Source organism: Nocardioides sp. GY 10113, from assembly GCF_004919105.1.
Classification (GTDB): domain Bacteria; phylum Actinomycetota; class Actinomycetes; order Propionibacteriales; family Nocardioidaceae; genus Nocardioides.
In genome coordinates this window covers 153,162-177,089 of sequence record NZ_STGK01000011.1, presented here as the reverse complement: position 1 = coordinate 177,089, position 23,928 = coordinate 153,162, and the positions used below count along the sequence as shown (strand labels likewise).

Annotated in this window: 23 protein-coding genes and 1 tRNA gene; 22 read left to right on the top strand and 2 right to left on the bottom strand. The window is 71.8% G+C overall.

Annotation, left to right across the window (positions count from 1 at the left end; all coding sequences use genetic code 11):
• Positions 1–2: 2 nt before the first annotated feature.
• A complete protein-coding gene (glgX, locus tag E8D34_RS14605; RefSeq protein WP_136595370.1) occupies positions 3–2,219 on the bottom strand; it encodes a glycogen debranching protein GlgX in 2,217 nt (738 codons plus the stop codon).
• 147 nt (positions 2,220–2,366) lie between these two features.
• Here glgX and E8D34_RS14600 point away from each other — a divergent pair, with 147 nt between their 5' ends.
• From E8D34_RS14600 to E8D34_RS14590, 3 genes are all read left to right on the top strand, one after another.
• Positions 2,367–2,774, top strand: a complete 408-nt coding sequence (locus E8D34_RS14600) for a hypothetical protein (RefSeq protein WP_240771363.1) — start codon at positions 2,367–2,369, stop codon at positions 2,772–2,774.
• Between the two features lie 163 nt (positions 2,775–2,937).
• Complete coding sequence (locus E8D34_RS14595) at positions 2,938–3,729, top strand: electron transfer flavoprotein subunit beta/FixA family protein (RefSeq protein ID WP_136595369.1); 792 nt, start codon at positions 2,938–2,940, stop codon at positions 3,727–3,729.
• Positions 3,730–3,744: 15 nt separating this feature from the next.
• Complete coding sequence (locus tag E8D34_RS14590) at positions 3,745–4,698, top strand: electron transfer flavoprotein subunit alpha/FixB family protein (protein WP_136595368.1); 954 nt, start codon at positions 3,745–3,747, stop codon at positions 4,696–4,698.
• Positions 4,699–4,792: 94 nt separating this feature from the next.
• Here E8D34_RS14590 and E8D34_RS14585 read toward each other — a convergent pair whose 3' ends face one another.
• A complete protein-coding gene (locus tag E8D34_RS14585) occupies positions 4,793–6,367 on the bottom strand; it encodes a hypothetical protein (protein ID WP_136595367.1) in 1,575 nt (524 codons plus the stop codon).
• An 84-nt stretch (positions 6,368–6,451) separates the two neighbouring features.
• Here E8D34_RS14585 and E8D34_RS14580 point away from each other — a divergent pair, with 84 nt between their 5' ends.
• From E8D34_RS14580 to araA, 19 genes are all read left to right on the top strand, one after another.
• The gene (locus E8D34_RS14580; RefSeq protein WP_136595366.1) at positions 6,452–7,702 is read left to right on the top strand and encodes a glutamate-5-semialdehyde dehydrogenase; all 1,251 of its coding nucleotides are present in this window, start codon (positions 6,452–6,454) and stop codon (positions 7,700–7,702) included.
• 65 nt (positions 7,703–7,767) lie between these two features.
• On the top strand, positions 7,768–8,433 hold the full coding sequence (locus E8D34_RS14575) for a CDP-alcohol phosphatidyltransferase family protein (protein ID WP_136595365.1): 666 nt from the start codon (positions 7,768–7,770) through the stop codon (positions 8,431–8,433).
• Positions 8,430–8,891: a VTT domain-containing protein gene (locus tag E8D34_RS14570; protein WP_136595364.1), complete on the top strand. Its 462-nt coding sequence runs from the start codon at positions 8,430–8,432 to the stop codon at positions 8,889–8,891. The genes E8D34_RS14575 and E8D34_RS14570 overlap by 4 nt, the downstream gene beginning before the upstream one ends.
• 102 nt (positions 8,892–8,993) lie before the next feature.
• On the top strand, positions 8,994–9,152 hold the full coding sequence (locus tag E8D34_RS20810) for a hypothetical protein (RefSeq protein WP_168929448.1): 159 nt from the start codon (positions 8,994–8,996) through the stop codon (positions 9,150–9,152).
• Between the two features lie 69 nt (positions 9,153–9,221).
• Positions 9,222–9,848 carry a nicotinate-nucleotide adenylyltransferase gene (nadD, locus tag E8D34_RS14565; protein WP_136595363.1) on the top strand — a complete coding sequence of 209 codons (627 nt, stop codon included), beginning with the start codon at positions 9,222–9,224 and terminating at the stop codon, positions 9,846–9,848.
• A 19-nt stretch (positions 9,849–9,867) separates the two neighbouring features.
• Positions 9,868–10,263 (top strand): ribosome silencing factor, encoded by a 396-nt coding sequence (gene rsfS / locus E8D34_RS14560; protein ID WP_136595362.1) that lies wholly within the window; start codon positions 9,868–9,870, stop codon positions 10,261–10,263.
• A 4-nt stretch (positions 10,264–10,267) separates the two neighbouring features.
• A complete protein-coding gene (locus tag E8D34_RS14555) occupies positions 10,268–10,873 on the top strand; it encodes a histidine phosphatase family protein (RefSeq protein WP_136595361.1) in 606 nt (201 codons plus the stop codon).
• 116 nt (positions 10,874–10,989) lie between these two features.
• Positions 10,990–11,062: transfer RNA gene (locus E8D34_RS14550), tRNA-Ala, on the top strand.
• A 146-nt stretch (positions 11,063–11,208) separates the two neighbouring features.
• Positions 11,209–11,841: a YgjV family protein gene (locus E8D34_RS14545; RefSeq protein ID WP_136595360.1), complete on the top strand. Its 633-nt coding sequence runs from the start codon at positions 11,209–11,211 to the stop codon at positions 11,839–11,841.
• Between the two features lie 59 nt (positions 11,842–11,900).
• Positions 11,901–12,929: a LacI family DNA-binding transcriptional regulator gene (locus E8D34_RS14540; protein ID WP_206056736.1), complete on the top strand. Its 1,029-nt coding sequence runs from the start codon at positions 11,901–11,903 to the stop codon at positions 12,927–12,929.
• 16 nt (positions 12,930–12,945) lie between these two features.
• Positions 12,946–14,004, top strand: coding sequence for an aldose epimerase family protein (locus E8D34_RS14535; RefSeq protein ID WP_206056735.1), 1,059 nt, complete (start codon positions 12,946–12,948; stop codon positions 14,002–14,004).
• Positions 14,005–14,155: 151 nt separating this feature from the next.
• The gene (locus tag E8D34_RS14530; protein ID WP_136595358.1) at positions 14,156–15,148 is read left to right on the top strand and encodes an ABC transporter substrate-binding protein; all 993 of its coding nucleotides are present in this window, start codon (positions 14,156–14,158) and stop codon (positions 15,146–15,148) included.
• Positions 15,149–15,276: 128 nt separating this feature from the next.
• Entirely contained in the window at positions 15,277–16,848 is a 1,572-nt protein-coding gene (locus tag E8D34_RS14525) for a sugar ABC transporter ATP-binding protein (RefSeq protein WP_136595357.1), read from the top strand.
• A complete protein-coding gene (locus E8D34_RS14520; protein WP_206056734.1) occupies positions 16,841–17,896 on the top strand; it encodes an ABC transporter permease in 1,056 nt (351 codons plus the stop codon). Before E8D34_RS14525 ends, E8D34_RS14520 begins: the two co-directional genes overlap by 8 nt.
• Positions 17,893–18,894, top strand: a complete 1,002-nt coding sequence (yjfF, locus tag E8D34_RS14515) for a galactofuranose ABC transporter, permease protein YjfF (RefSeq protein ID WP_136595356.1) — start codon at positions 17,893–17,895, stop codon at positions 18,892–18,894. Before E8D34_RS14520 ends, yjfF begins: the two co-directional genes overlap by 4 nt.
• Positions 18,891–19,934: a LacI family DNA-binding transcriptional regulator gene (locus E8D34_RS14510; RefSeq protein WP_206056733.1), complete on the top strand. Its 1,044-nt coding sequence runs from the start codon at positions 18,891–18,893 to the stop codon at positions 19,932–19,934. Before yjfF ends, E8D34_RS14510 begins: the two co-directional genes overlap by 4 nt.
• Before the next feature lie 5 nt (positions 19,935–19,939).
• Complete coding sequence (araB, locus tag E8D34_RS14505; protein WP_136595355.1) at positions 19,940–21,604, top strand: ribulokinase; 1,665 nt, start codon at positions 19,940–19,942, stop codon at positions 21,602–21,604.
• A gap of 2 nt (positions 21,605–21,606) precedes the next feature.
• Complete coding sequence (locus E8D34_RS14500) at positions 21,607–22,296, top strand: L-ribulose-5-phosphate 4-epimerase (RefSeq protein ID WP_136595354.1); 690 nt, start codon at positions 21,607–21,609, stop codon at positions 22,294–22,296.
• A 33-nt stretch (positions 22,297–22,329) separates the two neighbouring features.
• Positions 22,330–23,862, top strand: coding sequence for an L-arabinose isomerase (gene araA, locus E8D34_RS14495; RefSeq protein WP_136595353.1), 1,533 nt, complete (start codon positions 22,330–22,332; stop codon positions 23,860–23,862).
• Positions 23,863–23,928: the final 66 nt, after the last annotated feature.

Sequence of the window (23,928 nt, the reverse complement as noted above, 5' to 3'; positions counted from 1 at the left end):
GGTCAGGACTCCTGGAGCACGACCACGCTGCGCCCGCTGATCCGCAGGCTCTCTCCGGCGCTGACCTCGGTGCCGCACGCCAGATCGGGATCGGTGGAGAGCGCGACGGTGCCGCGCGCCACCCAGTCGTTGTCGGGCAGGAACAGGTCCACCGGGTCCGGTCCGGCGTGGTACCAGAGCAGGAACGAGGAGTCGACCTGCTGCTCGCCCCGCGGTCCGGGCGCGCGGAGCGGGCGCCCCGAGAGGAACATCCCGAGCGTCTGCAGGCCGTGGTCGTGCCAGTCCGCCGGGGTCATCTCCCGCCCGGTCGGGTGCAGCCAGGCGAGGTCCTTCGGGCCGTCGGCGATGGTGGGCCGGCCCTCGAACCAGTGCCGCTGGCGCAGCGCGGGGTGGTCGCGGCGCAGCCGCAGCGCGGCCCGGGTGATCTGGTAGACGTCCAGCCACGCCTCGGGCTCGCCGTCCGCGCCCGGCTCGGCCTGCCAGCGGACCCAGGAGATCTCGTTGTCCTGGCAGTAGGCGTTGTTGTTGCCGCGCTGGGTGCGCCCGCGCTCGTCTCCGGCGGTCAGCATCGGCACCCCGTTGGACAGGCACAGCGTCGCCATCAGGTTGGCGGCCTGGCGGCGTCGCAGGGCCACGATGTCGGCGTCGTCGGTCTCGCCCTCGACCCCGTGGTTCCAGGAGCGGTTGTTGTCCGAGCCGTCCCGGTTCTCCTCGCCGTTGGCCTCGTTGTGCTTGTGGTCGTAGGAGACCAGGTCGCGCAGCGTGAACCCGTCGTGGGCGGTGACGAAGTTGACCGAGTTGTAGGCCGAACGGCCGTCGTCGGCGTACAGGTCCGAGGAGCCGGCCAGCCGCGTCGCCACCGCGTGCAGGCCGCTGGACCGGCCGCGCCAGAAGTCCCGGATGGTGTCGCGGTACTGGTCGTTCCACTCCACCCACGGCGGCGGCATCCGGCCCACGAGGTAGCCGTCCATCGAGGCGTCCCAGGGCTCCGCGATCAGCTTGACGTGCCGCAGCACGGGGTCCTGACCGATCGCGATCAGCAGTCGGCAGGCCATGTCGATGCCGGCGCCGGTGGCGTCGCCGGTGCGGGTCAGCGCCGACATCAGGTCGAAGCGGAACCCGTCGACGTGCATCTCGGTGACCCAGTACCGCAGCGAGTCGAGGATCAGCCGCAGCGCGAGCGGGTCCTCGGCGTTGACCGTGTTGCCGCAGCCGGTGACGTCCCAGTACGTGTCGTCGAACGGGCCGAGCAGGGGGTCGGCGTCGTCGACGGTGGTGGGGCCGCCGTTGGGCGGCACCCGGCGGTAGAAGCCGCGGTCGTCGAAGCCGCGGAAGCTGATCGAGGGTCCGTCGGGACCGGCCTCGGCGGTGTGGTTGTAGACCACGTCGAGGATCACCTCGAGACCCGCGCGGTGCAGGTCCTTGACCATCTGCTTGAACTCGCGCACCTGCCCGCCCCGGTCGCCCGACGCGCTGTAGGAGGCGTCGGGGGCGAAGTAGGAGATCGAGTTGTAGCCCCAGTAGTTGCCCAGGCCGCGATCGGTGAGCGCCGGCTCGGAGAAGAACTGGTGCACCGGCAGCAGCTCGACCGCGGTCACGCCGAGGTCCTTGAGGTAGTCGGTGACCGCGGAGTGACCGAGCGCGGCGTAGGTGCCGCGGAGGTGCTCGGGGATCCGGTCGTGCAGCTGGGTGAAGCCCTTGGTGTGCACCTCGTAGATCACGGTGTCGCGCCACCGCGTCTTCATCGGCGCGTCGCCCTCCCAGTCGAAGGCGGGGTCCACGACCACGCTGCGCGCGGTGGCGTCGGCGGAGTCCAGGGTGCTGGGCAGTCCGCGGTCCTCGGCGTCGTGTGCCAGCAGCGCCGGTCCGGGCGTGATCGTCCCGGCGACCGCGAGGCCGTACGGGTCCAGGAGCAGCTTGTTCGGGTTGAACCGCAGCCCGTGGGTCGGCGCCCACCGGCCGTCGACCCGGTAGCCGTAGCGGTCACCCGGCTGGACTCCGGGTACGGCGCCGTGCCAGATGCCGAGGGACTGCTCGGTCAGCGGCAGTCGACGCTCCCCGCCGTCCTCGTCGAAGAGGCACAGCCACACCGCCTCGGCGTGGGGCGAGTAGACCGCGAAGTTGGTCGCCTCCGGCGTCCAGGTGGCGCCCAGCGGCCAGTTGCGGCCGGGCCAGGTCGGCGCCCGCTCCCCGAGTGTCTGCCACATCCCTGGAGTCACCGCGTCATTGTGCCCCGCCGCCGGTGGCGCCTGAGGGGTTCGGCCCCGATCCGGGTGTTCCCGGGGCGTGATGCAGGGCACAATGCCGGCAGTGGTCTGCTCCCGCCGGCGAACCGGCGTACCCCACCGAAAGCGACGGAACCCCCGATGACGGAGAAACCCTCGACCGGCCCCGAGCGGGCCGACGACGCCGACGTGTCGGAGGCGGCCGCGCCCGCCCCCCGCCGCCGTCCGGTGCCGTCGGTGAGCATGGAGCGGGCGCGCGGGGCGGTGGCCCGGGTGGTCTGGGTGGCCTGCTTCCTGATCGCCCTGGTGCTCGCGTCCGCGGCGTTCAGCTACGCGCTGGACGCCAATGCGAACAACGACCTGGTCAAGGCCGTGCGCCACCTCGCCGACCTCTTCGACCTGGGGTGGTTCGACCTGGACAACCCGGTGTGGGCCGCCGACCCCGACGGCCCGAACGCGCTGACGAAGACGGCGCTGGCCAACTACGGCGCCGCCGCGGTGGCCTACCTGGTGGTGGGCCGGATCCTGGAGCGGCTGATCCGCCCCTGACGCCGCGCGCGGCTGGGCGTGTGAGGTACCCCACTCGGGACCGGTTTCATCCCGTTAACCGCGGAGGGTAGCCTGCCCAACGCCGTCCAACCCGGGCCACACGTCCCCGTTGCGGGGACGCCAGAGTGCACAGGAAGAGGAAGGGGCCGTTCCGGCCACAACCATGAACATTGTTGTCTGTGTGAAGTACGTCCCCGACGCCACCGCCGACCGGCGGTTCGAGTCGGACAACACCGTTGACCGCGTCGGCGTCGACGGTCTCCTCTCCGAGCTCGACGAGTACGCCGTCGAGCAGGCGCTGCAGCTCAAGGAGAAGCGCGCCGACGAGGAGATCACCGTCACCGCGCTGACCGTCGGTCCGGAGAAGGCCGTCGACGCGGTCCGCAAGGCGCTGCAGATGGGTGCGGACTCCGCCGTCCACGTCCAGGACGACGCGATCGCCGGCTCGGACGCCGTCGCCACGTCGCTGGTGCTGGCCAAGGCGATCGAGAAGATCGGCCAGCCCGACGTCGTGATGTGCGGCATGGCCTCCACCGACGCCGGCATGTCCGTCGTGCCGGCGATGCTCGCCGAGCGCCTCGGCCTGCCCCAGGTGACCATGGCCGCGGTCGTGGAGACCCAGGGCAACCAGGTCCGGATCAAGCGTGACGGCGACACCGCCACCGAGGTCGTCGGCGGCACCATGCCGCTGGTCATCTCGGTGACCGACCAGTCCGGCGAGGCCCGCTACCCGTCCTTCAAGGGCATCATGGCGGCCAAGAAGAAGCCGCTGGAGACCTACACGCTCGCGGACCTCGGCGTGGACGCCGGCCAGGTCGGCCTCTCGGTGGCCTGGTCCGCCGTGGAGGAGACCGCCGCCCGCCCGCCGCGCACCGCCGGCGAGATCGTCAAGGACGAGGACGGCTCGGGCGCCACGGCGCTGGTCGAGTTCCTCGCCTCGAAGAAGTTCATCTGAGGAGCGCACTGAGACATGTCTGAAGTTCTGGTTCTCGTCGACCACGTCGACGGCGCGATCCGCAAGCCCACCTTCGAGCTCCTCGCCATCGCCAAGCGCCTCGGCGAGCCCGCCGCGGTCTTCATCGGCGGTGCCGACAAGGCCGCCGCGGCCGCCGAGACCCTGAAGGGCTACGGCGCGGACAAGATCTACACGGTGGACGACACCGAGATCCGCGGCTACCTGGTCGCCCCGAAGGCCGAGGTCCTGCAGCAGGTCGCCGCCCAGGCGTCCCCGGCTGCGATCCTGATCCCCTCCTCCGCCGAGGGCAAGGAGATCGCCGGCCGCCTCGCGATCAAGCTGGACTCCGGCCTGATCACCGACGCCGTCGACGTCGCCGAGGGCGGCGTGACCACCCAGTCGGTGTTCGCGGGCAACTTCACGGTGACCGCCAAGGTCACCAAGGGCACGCCGATCATCACGGTGAAGCCGAACGCCGCCGCTCCGGAGGAGGGCGCCGGGGCGGGTGTCGTGGAGCAGTTCGCCGCGACCATCTCCGACGCCGCCAAGACCGCCCAGATCGTGGCCTCGCAGCCGCGTCAGGCCACCGGTCGCCCGGAGCTGACCGAGGCCGCGATCGTGGTCTCGGGTGGCCGTGGCACCGGCGGTGACTTCGCCGCGGTCGAGGGCCTGGCCGACTCGCTCGGTGCCGCCGTCGGCGCCTCGCGTGCCGCCGTCGACTCCGGGTGGAAGCCGCACACCTTCCAGGTCGGCCAGACCGGCAAGGTCGTCTCGCCGCAGCTCTACGTGGCGAACGGCATCTCCGGTGCCATCCAGCACCGGGCCGGCATGCAGACCTCGAAGACCATCGTCGCGGTCAACAAGGACGAGGAGGCGCCGATCTTCGAGCTCGTCGACTTCGGCGTCGTCGGCGACCTGCACTCGGTGCTGCCCGCCGCCACCGCGGAGATCGAGAAGCGCAAGGGCTGAGCCGCCCGACGGCTCGACCCGTCGTACCGCGAAACGCCCCGTCCGGACCTGGTCCGGACGGGGCGCTTCGTCGTGTGCGGGGTGGAGGGCCGGGCTACTCCTGGACCAGGCCGATCTGCTCCACCCGGCGGATCGTGCGGGCGCCGTCCTTGCCGCCGATGCAGACCTTGCGACTGCTGATGTTGTTCGTGTAGTCGGACTCGATCAGCGTGCGGGCGCCCGTCGCCTCGTGCGCGATCGGGTTGCCCTCGACCCAGATGTTGTAGCAGCCGTTCGGCAGCCCGCGGAGCTTGAACGACTGCCCGGCGCGGAACTGGGCGTACGTGTCGCCCCACCCGGAGTCCAGGACCTCGCGGATCGACAGCGAGTCGAGGTCGCCGCAGGCCGTGCTCAGGTCGCTGTTGTCCACGTTCCACACCGCGCCGTCGACGGTCAGGTCCACCGCGTCGGTGTTGGCCAGGCAGAACGCCTCCTTGCGGGACTCCACGCCGTGGTCGTGCTCCCCGGCGACGTCGGGCCGCTCGCCCACCGGGAGCAGCGAGTACGACGCGAACGACCGGAAGTGCCAGTGCTGGTGTGTCCGCTTCGGGTCCCACTCGAAGCTCCCGACCCGCACGTAGTCGGGGAGCTGGTGGCCCTCGGCGTCGAAGAAGTACTGGTAGCCGTCCATCAGGTCCTCGCCGCTGCGCCGGAACCCGTCGACGACCAGCGGGGAGTCGCCGGCGTTCCACACGGTCGCGGCGAACTGCAGGAAGTTCCCGTTGCGCGAGATCTGCAGGCCCCACGCGGGAAGGGCCCGCAGGTCGGGCTGCGGGGTGTCCGGCGGGAGGTCGCCGGGGTCCACCGCGCGGGCCGGCGTCGGTCGGACCGCCGACGGCCGCAGCTCAGCGTCGGGTCGGGCGGGGCGCGTGGGGTGCGGGCGACAGCCGCGCAGGAAGACGCCGCAGGACGGCTCCTTGCGGACCACCAGGCGGGTGGTCGCGGTGCGCTGGTCCTGGCTCATGCCGAGCGCCGCGGCCCACCGGCGGGCGACGGTGACGGAGACGTCGTACCGGCCCCGGGGGATCTCCATCCGGCGCCACGGGTCGCCGATCGTGCCGGCGTAGCCGGCGGGGATGCCCTGCACGGCGCCCAGGCTGTAGGGGTTGTAGTAGCAGTACCGCGGGTAGGGCGAGCTCGGCGCGGCGTCGGGGTCCACCCGGTCGGAGACCTGGCCCAGGCAGGCGCGCAGGCCCCGGGTGAACGGCTCGCGGTCGCCCAGTGGTTCGAAGCGCAGCACCAGGAAGCGGCGCAGCCGGTTCAGGGTGGGGGTCAGGTCGTCGCCGAGCGTCCTCAGCGAGCCGTCGGAGAGCTTCAGGGACGCGGTGATCGGGTCGTCGTAGGAGGACCGGTTGAGGTGCACCTCGAGGTCCGCGCCCTCGACGAGCAGTCGGATGCCGAGGTCGGTGTAGACCCGCGGTCCCCAGGACTCGACCACCTGGCGGGCGGGCATCGAGAGGCGGAGCGTCGGTGCGACCGGCGGGTCCTCGGCGGCCCCGGCTCCGGGCGGCCCGGCCAGCGCGGTGAGCGCGGTCAGCGGGAGCACGGCGCACAGCGCCGCGGAGAGGAGCGCGGCCCGGCTCCGGGGACGCCCGCGACGGTGGGGGCGGTGCAACGCGTGCAATGACATGGTCGTTCCTCTCGGGTTGTCTGGCGAGAGTGTGACGGTTGAGACGACCCGGAGGTTGCCTGATCGCGCAACTAGGCTGGTCCGGTGAGCATCGCCGACGACGTCATCGACGCAGCCCGCGCCGCGCGGGTCGCCAGCAGGGAGCTGGCCCTGGCCACCCGGGCCCGCAAGGACACCGCGCTGGCGGCCATGGCCGCGGCGCTCCTGGAGCGCCGTACGGAGGTGCTGGAGGCCAACGGGCGCGACATCGCCGCGGCCGAGGCGGGCGGCACGCCGGCCAACATCATCGACCGGCTGCGCCTCACCGACGAGCGCCTCGAGGGGATGGCGCAGGGGTTGCGCGACGTCGCCGGCCTGGCCGACCCGGTCGGCGAGGTGATCCGCGGTGGCGTGCTCGCCAACGGCCTGGAGCTGCGGCAGGTGCGGGTGCCGTTCGGCGTGGTCGGCATGATCTACGAGGCCCGGCCCAACGTGACCGCCGACGCGGCCGGTATCTGCCTGAAGTCCGGCAACGCGGTGCTGCTGCGCGGCAGCTCCTCGGCGAAGGCCAGCAACGCCGCGATCGTCGCGGTGCTCCGCGACGCCGTCGCCACGACCGGCCTGCCCGCGGACGCGATCCAGCTGGTCCCGGGGGACACCCACGACTCGGTGAAGGCGCTGATGCGCGCCCGCGGCCACGTGGACGTGCTGATCCCGCGCGGCGGTGCCGGGCTGATCCGCTCCGTCGTCGAGGAGAGCACGGTTCCGGTGATCGAGACCGGGGTCGGCAACTGCCACGTCTACGTCGACCGGGCCGCCGACCTGGACAAGGCGCTCGCGATCGTGGTCAACGCCAAGACCCACCGGACCTCGGTCTGCAACGCCGCCGAGTCGCTGCTGGTGCACGCCGACGTGGCGGGGGAGTTCCTGCCGCGGGTCGTCTCCGCGCTGCAGGACGCCGGGGTGACCCTGCACGGCGACGCGGAGTTCGCGGCGTACGACGGTGTGGAGCCGGCCACGGACGAGGACTGGGCCCGCGAGTACCTGTCGCTCGACATCGCCGCCCGGGTCGTCGACGACCTCGACCAGGCGATCGAGCACATCCGCACGTGGTCCAGCCAGCACTCCGACGCGATCGTCACCGAGGACCAGGGGGCCGCGCGCCGGTTCGTGGCCGAGGTCGACTCCGCGGCGGTGCTCGTCAACGCCTCGACCCGGTTCACCGACGGCGGCGAGTTCGGGTTCGGAGCCGAGATCGGGATCAGCACCCAGAAGCTGCACGCGCGGGGGCCGATGGGGCTGCCCGAGATGACCTCGACGAAGTACGTCGTGGTCGGCGACGGCCACGTTCGCTGACCGTTCGCGCGCGCTCCGGGGGTGCGTTGACCGATCGCCACGGAGTGCGCGATAGGTTGCGCCTCATGGCAGGCTCCCCGGACCGGATCATGGCTGATCCGGCGACTGAACGACTCCTCACCGGGGCGACGGCGATCACCCTCGTCCGCACGGTGGCCACCCTGGTGCTGTCGCTGTGGGGCGCCTACGAGGGCAGCCTGACGCTGCTCGTGGTGGGCCTGGTCGTGTACTGGGTCGGGGACACCCTCGACGGCGAGTGGGCGCGCTGGTTCGACTGCGAGACCCGGATCGGCGCGGTCGTCGACATGCTCTGCGACCGGCTCAGCTGCGCTGCGTTCTACCTCGGGCTGGCCTGGCTGCAGCCGTCGGGCCTGTTCAGCGACGAGCCGATGACGCTGGTGGCGCTGCCGGTGGCGGTCTACCTGTTCGAGTTCATGGTGATCGACATGTACCTGTCGATGGCCTTCCTCGCCTGGCCGATCCGCAGCCCCAACTACTTCCACGTCGTGGACCGGCGGATCTACCTGTGGAACTGGTCGCGCGTGGGCAAGGCCGCCAACTCCGGCCTGTTCGCCGTGCTGCTCCTGGTCACCGGCTGGGTCTGGCTCGGCCTGGTGATCGCGATCGCCCTGCTGGTGCTGAAGTGCGTCTCGCTGCGCTGGCTCCTCCAGCTCGGCCTTCCCGTCCCGACCGTCGGCGGTGCCCTCCGGGAGGGAGCCGCGGCGCGATGATCCTGTGGCTGGCCACGTTCGCCTTCAGCATCGCCTCCGCACTGCTCCCGTTCCTGCCGATCGAGGTCTACATCGTCGGCGCCGGCTCGGCGGTGGCCGGCACCGGGGAGGCGATCTGGCTGGGGGTGGCCGCCGGGGCGGGCGCCACGGTCGGCAAGGTCGTCTGGTACCAGGCGGCGCGGCTCGGGATCGACTCCGCGTGGGCGCAGCGCAAGCTCTCCTCGCCCAAGGTGCGGGCCGGCTACGAGAAGTGGGTCGCGCGTGCCCACGGCCGGCCCTGGTACGCCGCCGGGATCATGTTCCTCGCCGCCTCGGCCGGCATCCCGCCGCTGCTGGTGATGTCCGCCGTGGGCGGGATCCTGAAGATGCCGATGTGGATCTTCCTGCCGACGGTCTTCCTGGGCCGCACGCTGCGCTTCTCGCTGCTCTTCCTGGGCGTCGACCTCGCGATCCACTGAGCACCGCCGCGGACGCCGGTGGTGCCGCCGTCCGGACCGCCGTCCGGGCCGGCGCTCCGGCCCGACTCCGCGCCAGGCGCGCGCTTCGATAGGATCCGCACCATGCTGATCAACCAGACCGCGCTCGCTCTCGTCCAGGCCGCCGAGGAGCACTCCGAGGGCGGGCTCAACCCGTGGGTCGTCGGCGGTGGCACGCTGGCCATCCTCCTCCTGCTGCTGGTCGGCCTGCTGGCGTTCGCCGGCGGGCGCGAGCACAGCTGAGACCGCAGCGGAGCCTGCGACGGATGAGGCCGGCCGAGGGTCCGATGAGGGCCGCATGAGGCCGGTCCGATGACCGGCCCGACACCGGCGCGGCGACCCCGGATCGGGGTGATGGGTGGCACCTTCGACCCCATCCACAACGGCCACCTGGTCGCTGCCTCCGAGGTCCAGGGGTGGTTCGACCTCGACGAGGTCGTCTTCGTGCCCACCGGTCGCCCCTGGCAGAAGGCGTCCCGGGAGGTCTCCCCGGCCGAGCACCGCTACCTGATGACGGTGATCGCCACCGCCGCCAACCCGCGGTTCACCGTCAGTCGGGTCGACATCGACCGCGAGGGCCCGACCTACACCACGGACACCCTGCGCGACCTGCGCGCCGAGCGGCCCGACGCCGACCTGTACTTCATCACCGGCGCCGACGCGCTGACCGACATCTTCAGCTGGCGGGACGCGGACGAGCTGTTCGAGCTCGCCCACTTCGTCGGCTGCACCCGCCCGGGCGCGGAGATGGATCCGTCCACGCTCTCCGCGATGCCCCCGGACCGGGTCACCATGCTCGAGGTGCCCGCCCTGGCCATCTCGTCCACCGACTGCCGCAGCCGGCAGTCCCAGGGACAGCCCGTCTGGTACCTCGTGCCCGACGGCGTCGTCCAGTACATCACCAAGCACCGGCTCTACCGTCCCGTCGCGGACGCGTAGTGCCGTCGTCAGGAGAAGCATGACCGCCACCGACCACGCCGTCGGACTCATCCGGACCGCCGCGCTCGCCGCCGCCGACAAGCTCGGCACCGACGTCGTCGCCTTCGACGTCAGCGAGCAGCTGGCGATCACCGACGCCTTCCTGCTCGTCTCGGGCGCCAACGACCGTCAGGTCAACGCGATCGTCGACGAGGTCGAGGACAAGCTCCGCGAGGTCGGGGCCAAGCCGATCCGTCGCGAGGGCGCCCGCGACGGTCGTTGGGTGCTGCTCGACTACGGCGACATCGTCGTGCACGTCCAGCACACCGAGGAGCGGCAGTTCTACGCGCTCGAGCGGCTCTGGCGCGACTGCCCGACCATCGAGCTGCCGGCCGAGGTGCGCGCGCCGCACGGCACTGGCGACGCCGGGGCCTGAGCGCGTGCCGCGGCGCCTCGTCCTGCTCCGCCACGGTCAGACCTCCTGGAACGCCGCGAAGCGGATCCAGGGGCACCTCGACGCGCCGCTGAACGACACCGGGCGGCTGCAGGCCAAGGCCGTGGCGCCCGTGGTGGCCGGGTTCGGGCCCGCGGCGATCTGGTCCTCGGACCTGTCCCGGGCCCGGGACACCGCCCAGGCGGTCGCCGACGAGACCGGGCTCGTGCCGTCGTACGACGCCCGGTTGCGGGAGTTCCACCTGGGGGAGCGGGAGGGGCTCACCCACGCCGAGTACGCGGCGGTCGATCCCGAGGGCTTCGCGCGCTTCAAGACCGGCGACTGGTCGCACGTGGTGGGGGCGGAGTCGGCGGAGGCCGTGGCCGAGCGCTTCGTCGCCGCGCTGCACGACGCCGTCGCGGCGCTCGGGACGGACGGGACCGGCGTCGTGGTCTCCCACGGCGCCGCGACCCGCACCGGGATCGTCACGTTCCTCGGGTGGCCGCTGGAGCTCGGCGGCGAGCTGCGGGGCATGGAGAACTGCGGCTACGCGGTGCTCGAGGAGCGTTCCGTGGGCGGTTGGCGGCTCGCGGCGTACAACCTCACGGCGTGACCGGACGCGGTGCCGGAGGCCCCGTCGGCGCGAAGGTGGCCCCCGATTTCGTCGTTCAGAATCGGTGTTGCTAATGTTCTTCTCGTCGCCCGGAGACGGGGACGACAACAGAACACGGGGGTGTGGCGCAGCTGGTAGCGCACCTGCATGGCATGCAGGGGGTCAGGGGTTCGAGTCCCCTCACCTCCACCGTAGGCAGAAGGCCGGACCGAATGGTCCGGCCTTCTGGCGTTTCGGGACACCTCGTCCGCTGGGGACGTCGTGCGCCGGTCGACTCGAGCGTGCCGACCGGGCGTAGCCGGCCGCGTCGACCCGTACGGGGGTAGCCTGCCCGGGTGACCTGGCTCGGCGAGCACTGGCTCAGCCTGTTCGGCTGGCTCGGGAGTGCGCTGCTGATCGTCTCGCTGCTGCAGACCCGGGTCCTGCGGTTCCGGCTCCTCAACCTGTCCGCGTCGGTCATCCTGGTGATCTTCAACGCGCTGGTCGCCGTGTGGCCGATGGTCGGGATGAACCTCGCCACGAGCGCGATCAACATCTTCTTCATCACCAGGATGCTCCGCGGCCGGCACTCCGAGGCGGCGTACCAGGTGCTCGAGGTCGGCGCCGGCGATGCCTACCTGCGCCACTTCCTCGGTGTGCACGAGGCCGACATCGCGCGGCACCAGCCCGGGTTCTCGGCCGGCGGGCTGGGGGAGGGCGATCTCGCGTTCCAGGTGCAGACCGGCGATGAGACGGTGGGCGTGGTGCTGATCCGGCGCGAGGGCGAGGTGGCCCAGGTGCTGCTGGACTACGTGACTCCGCGGTTCCGTGACTTCACCCCGGGGGAGTTCGTCTGGCGGCAGGCGCCCCGGCTGCGGGACCGGGGCTTCCGGAAGGTGGTGACGCCGCCGGGGATGCTGGCCCCGTACTACCACCACCTGCCCCAGGACTGGCGCCCGGTGGGGCCCGCCTACGAGCTGGGGCTGTAGCGCCTGCCGGCCCGGCTGCCGCGGCCCATCGCGCGCGGCTCGCAACTACGATGCCGAGCATGAGCGCGTCGGGGAGTCGGAGCAGGGAGCGGTCGCCGAGCATGGCGAAGGTCGCGGAGCTGGCCGGCGTCTCGCACCAGACGGTGTCCCGGGTGCTCAACGAGTCGCCGCTGGTCAAGGAGGAGACCCGCGCTCGGGTGCTGGACGCCATCGAGCAGCTGGGCTACCGGCGCAACAACGCCGCGCGGATGCTGGCGACCAACCGCTCCGGGCGGATCGGGATGATCTCGGCGCACCTCGCGCTGCACGGGCCGAGCATGATCGCCGTCTCCGTCCAGGAGGCCTGCCACGCCGCGGGGTACGACCTCTCGCTGGTCGGCCTGTCGGACTTCTCCGCCGGGTCGCTGCGGAGCGCGGTCGACCGGCTCCTCGACGAGGCGGTCGAGGCGCTGGTCGTCGCGGTCGCGCACCGCGACGCGACGGCGCTGGTGACCTCGCTGGAGCTGCCGGTCCCGGTGGTGCTCGTCCAGGGGGTCAGTGAGGGCGAGCCGATGGCGGCCGGCATCGACCAGGAGGCCGGCGCCCGCCTGGCGACCGACCACCTCCTCGACCTCGGCCACCGGCACGTCGCCCACGTCACCGGGCCGGCGGACTGGGTGGAGGCCGGGCAGCGGCGCGACGGCTGGCGCGCTGCCCACGAGGCGCGGTCCCTCCTGCCGGGGCCCGAGATCGCCGGCGACTGGTCCCCGCGCAGCGGTTACGAGGCGGGCGTGCTGATCGCCGATGATCCCGACGTGACGGCCGTCTTCGCGGCGAACGACGGGATGGCGCTCGGCGTGCTCAAGGCGCTGCACGAGCGCGGCCTCGACGTACCCGGCCGGGTGAGCGTGGTCGGCTTCGACGACATCCCCGAGGCGGCGTACTTCTGGCCGGGACTGACCACCGTCAGCCAGGCGTTCTCCGTGTTGGGGCGTCGGGCGGTCGACCTCGCGCTGCGCACCCTCGATGGCGAGGTCGCACCCGTCGCCGCCCTGGTGGCGCCGCAGCTCGTCGTCCGCTCCTCGACGGCCGCGCCGCGGTCCGCGTGATGTTAACGTTCACACCGTGATCGACGCTGCCGGACCGACCGAGGTCGGCGTCCTGGACGATGGTCGCGCGGTCCACCGGATCACCCTCGGACGAGCCCCCGGCGTGGTGCTCGAGGCGCTCACGCTGGGCGCGTCGGTGCACCGCCTCGAGGTCAGCGGCCCGGGCGGCGTACGCCGCAACGTGGTCCTCGGCCACGCAACGATCCAGGACCGGTTGGCCGGCGGCGCCTACCTCGGTGCGACGGTGGGGCGCTACGCGAACCGGATCGCGCACGGACGCTTCCCGCTGGACGGGCGCGAGGTGGTGGTCGGCGTCCACGACCGCGGCCACAGCCTGCACGGAGGGCCGGACGGGTTCGACCGCCGGGTCTGGGAGGTCGTCGCCCACGGCCCGGACGAGGTCACCCTGCGCCTGGTCAGCCCGGACGGCGACCAGGGCTTCCCGGGGGAGGTGGTCGCGACGGTCCGCTACGTCGTGGCCGGCGACGTCGTCCGGGTCGAGATGGGTGCCACCGTCGATGCGCCGACGGTCGTGAACCTGACCAACCACGCGTACTTCAACCTGGACGGCGAGGGCGCGGGCACCGTCGACGACCACCTGCTGACGGTCGCGGCCGACGAGTACACGCCGGTGGACGGCGGCAGCATCCCCGTGGGTGACCACGCCCCGGTCGACGGCACCCCGTTCGACCTGCGCACCCCGGTGCGCCTGGGGGCCGTGGTCCGCTCGGGGCATCCGCAGGTCCTCGGGTCCGGAGGCATCGACCACAACTTCGTCGTCCGGGGTACGGGGATGCGCCGGCACGCCTCGCTGGAGTCCCCGCGCTCGGGGATCCGGCTCGACCTGTCCTCCGACCAGCCGGGACTACAGGTCTATACCGGCAACTTCCTCGCCGGCTCGCCCGCCTCGACCTCGGGCGTGAGGTATCGGCAGGGCGACGGGATCGCCCTCGAGCCGCAGCTCTACCCGGACACGCCCAACCGGCCCGCGTGGCCGTCTGCCCAGGTCGCGCCGGGTGACACCTACGCGGCCACGCTGCAGTGGGCCTTCTCGAGGTCGCGGCGCCAGGCCTGAGGCCCGCGCTCGGGTGAATCGGGTGAGCGCTCACATTTTGCCCGGCCAATCTGCCGGAGAGCCTTGACGCGCTCGAATGTTAGCGCTCACACTCGACCAACAGTGACAGAGGTCACACAGGGCCCGAGCCCCCTGATCTGGAGGATGAGCAGTGATCAAGAAGACCCTGATCGCGGCGAGCGCGATCTCCCTGAGCGCCTTCGCGCTCACCGCATGCGGAGCCGGCGCCGACTCGCCCGACTCCGACTCGGACGACACGATCGTCATGGGCTTCGCCCAGGTCGGCGCCGAGAGCGGATGGCGCACCGCCAACACCAAGTCGATCCAGGAGTCCGCCGAGGACGCCGGCATCGAGCTGAAGTTCACCGACGCCCAGGGCAAGCAGGAGAACCAGATCCAGGCGATCCGGTCCTACATCCAGCAGAAGGTGGACGTCATCGCGTTCAGCCCGGTCGTCGAGACCGGATGGGACGCGGTGCTGCAGGAGGCCAAGTCCGCCGGCATCCCGGTGATCCTGACCGACCGCGCCGTCGACTCCGACGACACCTCGCTCTACGAGTCGTTCCTCGGCTCCGACTTCGTCGTCGAGGGCGAGAAGGCCGGCCAGTGGCTGGTCGACAACGCCGGCGATGCCGACGTCGACGGCGACGGCACCATCAACGTGGTCCAGCTCGAGGGCACCACGGGCGCCGCACCGGCCATCGACCGTGCCGACGGCTTCGCGGACGTCATCTCCGCCGATCCGTCCATCAAGGTGACCGCCTCCCAGACCGGCGACTTCACCCGCGACGGAGGCAAGAAGGTCATGGAGTCCTTCCTGCAGTCCGACGACACGATCGACGTCGTCTACGCCCACAACGACGACATGGGCCTGGGCGCCATCGAGGCGATCAAGGCGGCCGGGCTCACGCCGGGCAAGGACATCATGATCATCACCGTCGACGCGGTGCACGACGGGATGCAGGCGCTCGCCGACGGCGAGATCAACTACATCGTCGAGTGCAGCCCGCTGCTCGGTCCCCAGCTGATGGAGATCGCCCAGAAGGTCGTCGCCGGCGAGGAGGTGGAGGAGCGGATCCTGACCGAGGAGACGACCTTCACCCAGGCCGAGGCGAAGGAAGCGCTGCCGGACCGTCAGTACTGACACCGGACGACCCCGGTAGCACCGGCCACGCGACTCCGGGCCCGCTCGAACGATCTTCGGGCGGGCCCGGCACCACGGGCCGTCCGTGTCGCCGGCAGCACGAGCAGTCAGCAGGGGAGAGGAACGAGATGACGCAGATGGACGTGCAGACCTCCGCGGCAGCCGTCGACCGCGGCCGACCTGTCATCGAGATGCGGGACATCTCCATCACCTTCGGCGCGGTCCAGGCCCTGAGCGAGGTCTCCGTGCGGATCCACCCGGGTGAGGTCCACGCCCTGATGGGGGAGAACGGCGCGGGCAAGTCGACGCTGATCAAGGCCCTCACCGGCGTCTACAGCATCGACGCCGGCCAGGTGCTGGTCGATGGCGAGGAGCGCGAGTTCCACTCGCCCGCGGCCGCGCAGGCCGCGGGCATCAGCACGGTCTACCAGGAGGTCAACCTGGTGCCGAACCTCTCGGTCGCCGAGAACATGCTGTTGGGCCGCGAGCCGCGGCGGTTCGGCGCGATCAACGTGCGCGCCATGAATCGCCAGGCCCGCGAGACGCTGGAGCGTCTCGGCCTGGACGTGGACCCCGCCTCGCTCCTCGGCGACCACCCCATCGCCATCCAGCAGCTGGTGGCGATCGCGCGGGCGGTCGACGTCGAGGCCCGGGTGCTGATCCTCGACGAGCCGACCTCCAGCCTCGACGCCGACGAGGTCGAGAAGCTCTTCGAGGTCATGCGGCGGCTGCGCGACCAGGGGGTCGCCATCGTCTTCGTCTCCCACTTCCTCGACCAGGTCTACGAGATCGCCGACCGGATGACGATCCTGCGCAACGGCCGGCTCGTCGAGGAGCGGATGGTCTCCGCGACCAGCCAGCTGGAGCTGGTGAAGCTGATGATCGGTCGGGAGCTGGAGTCGCTGGACCGACTGGAGCGACGGGGGACGCGCGAGACCTCGGGCGAGCGTGAGCCCGTCCTCCGTGCGCTCGGCATCGGCCGCAAGGGCTCCCTGGAGGCCACCGACCTCGCGCTCTACGAGGGCGAGGTGATCGGCCTGGCCGGCCTGCTCGGCTCGGGCCGGACCGAGCTCGCCCGGCTGCTCTTCGGTGCCGACACCTGCGACACCGGCGAGATCACCGTCCGCTCCGAGCGCCGCCGCTTCCGCAGCCCGCGGCACGCCATCGACCGCAAGGTGGCGTTCTCCAGCGAGGACCGCAAGGCCGAGGGCGTGGTCGGCGACCTCACCGTCGCGGACAACATGCTGCTCGCCCTGCAGGCCTCGCGCGGCTGGCTGCGGCCGATCCCGCAGGCGACGCGCAACGAGCTCGTCGACCGGTACGTCGAGGCGCTCGACATCCGGCCCGCCGACCCGACCCTGCTGATGCGCAACCTCTCCGGCGGCAACCAGCAGAAGGTCCTGCTCGCCCGGTGGCTGATCACCCAGCCCGAGGTGCTGATCCTCGACGAGCCGACGCGCGGCATCGACGTCGGCGCCAAGGCGCAGATCCAGGCCGAGGTCGCCGCGCTCGCCGCCCAGGGGATGTCGGTGGTCTTCATCTCCGCCGAGCTCGAGGAGGTGCTGCGCCTCAGCGACCGGCTGGTGGTGATGCGCGACCGACGCAAGATCGACGAGCGCGTCAACGAGGACGTCACCGTCGCCGACGTGCTGGAGACGATCGCTGGTGAGTCCCGGCTGGAGGAGGCGTCCGATGCCTGAGACGCTGACGACCGCGCAGCGCATGCTGCGTCACCCGCTCCTGTGGCCGTCGCTGGCCCTGGGCGTGCTGGTGGTGGTCAACCTGATCGCCAACCCGTCGTTCCTCAACGTCCGGATCCAGGACGGCCACCTCTACGGCAACCTCGTCGACATCGTCCGCAACAGCGCCCCGGTGCTGCTGATCGCGCTCGGCATGACGCTGGTGATCGCCACCCGCGGCATCGACCTCTCGGTCGGGGCGATCGCCGCCATCGCCGCCGCCGTCGCCTGCACCCGGATCGTGGGCGCCGGCGACGAGGCGGCGCTGTCGACCGCCGTCATGGCGATCACGTACGCCGTCGTCGTCTGCGTCCTGCTCGGTGCCTGGAACGGGTTCCTGGTGTCGGTGGCCGGCATCCAGCCGATCATCGCGACGCTGATCCTGATGGTCGCCGGTCGCGGCATCTCGATGGCCATCACCGACGGTCAGATCACCACCGTCAACAACCCGCACTTCAGCGACCTCGCCTCGGGGTACGTGCTCACCCTGCCGGTCGCGTTCATCCTCGCCCTCGCGGTCTTCGTGCTCACCGCGCTGCTGACCCGTCGTACCGCGCTGGGGATGCTGATCGAGGCGGTCGGCATCAACCCCGAGGCGAGCCGGCTGGCGGGGGTCCGTTCGCGCACGATCATCTGGACCGTCTACGCGTTCTCCGGCTTCTGCGCCGGGGTGGCCGGCCTGGTGATCGCGGCCAACACCAACTCCGTCAACGCCAACAGCCTCGGCCTGTGGATCGAGCTCGACGCCATCCTCGCGGTGGTGATCGGCGGCACCTCGTTGGCCGGCGGCCGGTTCTCGCTGACCGGCACCCTCATCGGCGCCCTCTTCATCGCGACGCTGGCCCGCACGATCCCGAACATCGGCATCCCGTCGGAGGCGAACTACCTGTTCAAGGCCGTCGTCGTGATCGCCGTCTGCCTCCTGCAGTCGCCCCGGGCACGGGCGCTGCTCCGGGTCCGCCGGCGAGGCCCCGCCGTCCCCGTCCTCGCGAAGGGATCCGCCGCATGAGCACCGCCACCGTCCCCGCCGACTCGCTCTGGGACCGCGTCCGCGGCTACACGCCGCCGTCGCGCTACTACCCGGTCCTCGCGACGCTCGCGCTGTTCCTCGGGCTGTTCGCCGTCGGCGGCGTCCGCTACGAGGGGTTCGCCGACCCCCAGGTGCTGCTCAGCCTGCTGATCGACAACGCCTTCCTGATCGTGCTGGCCGTCGGCATGACCTTCGTGATCCTCACCGGCGGCATCGACCTCTCGGTCGGGTCGGTCGTGGCGCTGTCGACCATGATCGCGGCGAAGACCCTGGAGATGGGCTGGTCGCCGTACCTGTCGATCGGGGCGGTCCTCAGCACCGGCATCCTCTTCGGCCTGCTGATGGGGCTGCTGATCCACTACTTCGACATCCAGCCCTTCATCGCCACGCTCGCCGGGCTCTTCCTGGCCCGCGGCCTGACCTTCCTGATCAGCGTCGAGTCGATCTCGATCAAGGACGCGACCTTCACCGAGTTCGCGTTCAAGACCGTCCGGGTCGGCGACTACTACCTGCGGTGGACGGCGATCGTCGCGCTGGTCGTGGTCGCGATCGGGATCTACGTGCTGGCTCGGACCCGGTTCGGCCGGACCGTGTACGCGATCGGCGGCAGCGAGAGCTCGGCGATGCTGATGGGTCTGCGGGTCGGGTTCACCAAGGTCGGCGTCTACGTGATCAGCGGCTTCTGCGCCGCGCTCGGCGGGCTGCTGTTCTCGTTCTACATCCTCTCCGGCAACAGCCTGCATGCCGTCGGCACCGAACTCGACGCCATCGCCGCAGTGGTCATCGGCGGCACGCTGCTCACGGGCGGGCGCGGCTACGTCGTCGGCTCGCTGCTCGGCGTGCTCGTGCTCGGCCTGATCCGGGTGCTCATCTCCTTCGACGGCACGTTGAGCTCGTACTGGGTCCGGATCATCACCGGCGTGCTGCTCCTCGCCTTCGTGCTCGTCCAGCGCTTCGCCACCCGGCGGCAGCGGTGACGGAGATCATCGGGCGCGGTCCGCTCGAGCGGACCCCGGTCATGGCGGACGTCGCACGCCTCGCCGGCGTCTCGCTCCAGACCGTCTCGCGCGTCGTCAACGGCCAGGGCAACCTGCGGCCCGAGACCCGGGAGCGGGTGCTCCTCGCGGTCCGCCAGCTCGGCTACCGGCCCAACTCCGCCGCCCGCGCCCTGGTCACGCGTCGCTCCGCCACCATCGGCGTGGTCGGTTCGCGTGGCGGCTACTGGGGGCCGACCACGGTGCACCGCACGATCCAGGCGGCGGGCCGCGAGGCCGGCTACTTCGTCAGCTCGGCCAACCTGCCCAGCCTGACCCGGGACGAGCTGGTCGACGCGATCGACCACCTGCGCGACCAGAGCGTCGAGGCCATCGTCCTCATCGGCGGCACCGACGACGCCCTCGCCGTCGCCCGGGAACAGGAGGACCTCGGCACCCCGGTGCTCGTGGTCGAGGGCGACCCGTCCCGGACCCGATGGACCGTCGGCGTCGACCAGGTGGCCGGCGCCGAGCTGGGCACCGCGCACCTGATCGAGCTCGGGCACACCGAGATCCTGCACCTCGGCGGGCCACCGTCGTGGACCGAGTCGCGCTCCCGCCAGACCGGCTGGCGCAACGCGATGCACGCCGCGGGGCTGCGCCCCGCGCCGCCGATCGAGGGGGACTGGTCGGCGCGCAGCGGCTACGAGGCCGGCACCGAGATCGCGCGCCGCGAGGACGTGACCGCGGTGTTCTGCGCCAACGACCAGATGGCGCTGGGGCTGCTCCGTGCGCTGTCCGAGGCGGGGCGCTCGGTCCCCGGCGACATCAGCGTCGTCGGCTTCGACGACATCCCCGAGGCGGCGTACCTGGTCCCGCCGCTGACCACCGTGCGCCAGGACTTCACCGCGGTCGGGCAGCGCGCCATCGAGATCATCCGGGCCGCCCTGGCCGGGGAGACCTGCCCCGACCGGCTGATCGCGCCCGAGCTCGTGGTGCGGGCCAGCAGCGCGTCGATCCCCCCAGCCAGGAAGAGGAAGTGACACCGATGTCGGAACCGGAGCAGTACGTGGTGGGGGTCGACTTCGGCACCCTCTCGGGACGGGCGGTGGTGGTCCGGGTCGCCGACGGCGCCGAGCTCGGCACGGCCGTGCACGAGTACCCGCACGCGGTGCTCGACACCCACCTGCCGTCGGGCCGCGGCCTCCCGCCCGAGTGGGCGCTGCAGGTGCCCGAGGACTACCGCGAGGTGCTGCGGACCGCGGTCCCGGCGGCGGTCGCCCAGGCCGGCATCGACCCGGCCGAGGTGGTCGGGATCGCGACCGACTTCACCGCCTGCACGATGGTGCCGTGCCTGGCCGACGGCACCCCGCTCGACGAGGCCGGCCACGCGGACCGGCCGCACGCCTACGTGAAGCTGTGGAAGCACCACGCGGCGCAGCCCCAGGCCGACCGGATCAACCGGCTGGCCGCCGACCGCGGCGAGGCCTGGCTGCCCCGCTACGGCGGCCTGATCTCCTCGGAGTGGGAGTTCGCCAAGGGACTGCAGCTCTTCGAGGAGGACCCCGAGCTCTACCACCTGATGGACCGGTGGGTCGAGGCGGCGGACTGGATCGTCTGGCAGCTGTGCGGGGAGTACGTCCGCAACGCCTGCACCGCCGGGTACAAGGGCATCTACCAGGACGGCCACTACCCCGATCGCGACTACCTCGAGGCGCTCGCCCCCGGATTCGGGTCGTTCGTCGAGGAGAAGGTCGCCCACCGGATCGGGCAGCTGGGTGAGCGAGCGGGTCGACTGACCGCGGAGGCCGCCGGTTGGACCGGGCTCCCGGAGGGGATCGCCGTCGCCGTCGGCAACATCGACGCGCACGTCACCGCGCCCGCCGCCCAGGCGGTGCGGCCGGGCCAGATGGTCGCCATCATGGGCACCTCGACGTGCCACGTGATGAGCGCCGAGGTGCTGCGCGAGGTGCCCGGCATGTGCGGGGTGGTCGACGGCGGCATCGTCGCCGGCTCGTGGGGCTACGAGGCCGGGCAGAGCGGCGTCGGCGACATCTTCGGGTGGTACGTCGCGAACGGCGTGCCCGGCTGGTGCGCCGATGCGGCCGGAGCGGCCGGCGAGTCGGTCCACGAGCACCTGACCCGGCTCGCCACCCGTCAGGCGGTGGGGGAGCACGGCCTGGTCGCGCTCGACTGGCACAGCGGCAACCGCTCGGTGCTCGTCGACCACGAGCTCTCCGGGCTGGTGATCGGCCAGACGCTGGCCACCCGGCCCGAGGACGTCTACCGGGCGCTGCTGGAGGCGACCGCCTTCGGGACGCGGGTGATCGTCGAGACGTTCCGCGACAGCGGCGTACCGGTCGAGGAGCTCATCGTCGCCGGCGGCCTGGCCAGGAACCCGCTGCTGATGCAGATCTACGCCGACGTCACCCGCCTGCCGCTGTCGGTCATCGACTCCGAGCAGGGGCCCGCGCTCGGCTCCGCGATCCACGCCGCGGTGGCGGCCGGCTGCTACCCGGACGTGCCGACCGCGGCGAAGGCGATGGGCAAGGTCCGCACGGCGGTCTACGTCCCCGACGAGGCCCGCGCGCAGGCCTACGACCGGCTGTTCGCGATCTACCTCGAGCTCCACGACCAGTTCGGGCGGCACTCCACCGCGATGCGCACGCTCAAGGCGCTGCGTCGTGCCGCCGTGGCGAGCAAGGAGGCCTGACCATGACCGCGCCCACCACCGCGGTGGCCGACGTCGCGGAGACCATCGCCGCCCTGCGCCGCGAGGTCTGCGCGCTGCACGCCGAGCTCACCCGCTACCGGCTGGTGGTGTGGACCGCCGGCAACGTCTCGGCACGCGTCCCCGGCCACGACCTGCTGGTGATCAAGCCGAGTGGCGTCTCCTACGACGAGCTGTCCCCGGAGAACATGGTGGTCTGCGACCTCGACGGTCGCGTCGTCGAGGGCGAGCACGCGCCGTCCTCCGACACCGAGGCGCAGGCCTACGTCTACCGCCACCTGCCGCACGTCGGCGGCGTCGTGCACACGCACTCGACGTACGCCACGGCCTGGGCCGCGCGCGCCGAGCCCGTGCCGTGCGTCCTCACCATGGGGGCCGACGAGTTCGGCGGCGAGATACCGGTCGGGCCGTTCGCGATCATCGGCGACGACTCGATCGGCCGCGGCATCGTGGAGACGCTGCGGGGGAGCCGCTCTCCGGCCGTGCTGATGCAGAACCACGGCGTCTTCACCATCGGCCCCACCGCCAGGGCGGCGGTGAAGGCGGCCGTGATGTGCGAGGACGTCGCGCGGACCGTCCACATCTCCCGCCAGCTCGGCACGCCGGTCCCGGTCGCCGCGCACCATATCGACTCCCTCTACGACCGCTACCAGAACGTCTACGGCCAGCGCTGAGCAGCGCGGTCCCCCCGAACGGAGTTCCCTGACATGACCACCCTGTCGGCCACGTCCACCGCCGGATCCACCGGTGTGCCCGAGGTCTGGTTCCTCACCGGCAGCCAGTCCCTCTACGGCCCCGAGACCCTCGATCAGGTCGCCGCCCAGTCGCGAGCGATCGCCGACCGGCTGGCCGCGACGCCGGGGCTGCCCGTGCGGGTGGTGTGGCAGCCCGTGCTGCTCGACGCGGCCTCGATCCACCGCCAGATGCTCGCCGCGAACAGCGCCCCGGAGTGCGTCGGCGTGATCGCGTGGATGCACACGTTCTCGCCCGCGAAGATGTGGATCGCCGGGCTGGACGCGCTGCAGGAGCCGTTGCTGCACCTGCACACCCAGGCCGACGCGGCGCTGCCGTGGGCGACCATCGACATGGACTTCATGAACCTCAACCAGGCCGCCCACGGCGACCGGGAGTTCGGCTACATCCAGTCCCGGATCGGCGTGCCGCGCAAGACCGTCGCCGGCCACGTCGAGTCGCCCGTGGTCACGGCGCGGATCGGCCAGTGGGCTCGGGCGTGCCTCGGCCGGCAGGAGCTGCGGAGTCTCCGGCTGGCCCGCTTCGGCGACAACATGCGCGACGTCGCCGTCACCGAGGGGGACAAGGTCGAGGCCCAGCTGCGGTTCGGCGTCTCGGTCAACACCTACGGCGTCAACGACCTGGTCGCGGTCGTCGACCAGGTCGCCGACGCCGACATCGACAAGCTCGTCGACGAGTACGCCGACACCTACTCGGTCGCGGTCGAGCTGCTGCCCGGCGGCGACCGGCACGAGTCGCTGCGCTACGGCGCCCGGATCGAGCTGGGGCTGCGCGCCTTCCTGGCCGACGGCGGCTTCGGCGCCTTCACCACCAACTTCGAGGACCTCGGAGGTCTGCGCCAGCTGCCGGGACTCGCGGTGCAGCGGCTGATGGCCGACGGCTACGGCTTCGGCGGCGAGGGGGACTGGAAGACGTCGGTCCTGCTGCGCGCCACGAAGGTGATGGCCGCCGGGCTGCCGGGCGGGACCTCGTTCATGGAGGACTACACGTACCACCTGGTGCCCGGCGAGGAGAAGATCCTCGGCGCCCACATGCTCGAGGTGTGCCCGACGATCACCTCGGCCCGCCCGTCGCTGGAGATCCACCCGCTGGCGATCGGCGGTCGCGAGGACCCGGTCCGGCTCCGGTTCACCGCCGACCCCGGCCCGGCCGTCGTCGCCGGTCTGTCCGACCTCGGCGACCGGTTCCGGCTGACGGTCAACGAGGTCGACGTCGTCGAGCCCGACGCGGCGCTCCCGATGCTCCCCGTCGCGTGCGCCGTCTGGCAGCCCCGCCCGAGCCTGTCCACCTCGGCGGAGTCCTGGCTGATGGCCGGCGCCCCGCACCACACCGTGCTGTCGAAGGCGATCGGGGTGGAGGTGCTGGAGGACTTCGCGGAGATGACCGGGACCGAGATCGTGGTGATCGACGCCGACACCACGCCCCGGTCGTTCCAGCGCGAGCTGCGCTGGAACGCGGCGTACCACCGGCTCGCCAGCCGCCTCTGACGTCTCGCGGCGGGCCGCCGGGACCCTTGCTCCGTCGGAGTAGGCTCAGGGGGACCGACCGAAGAT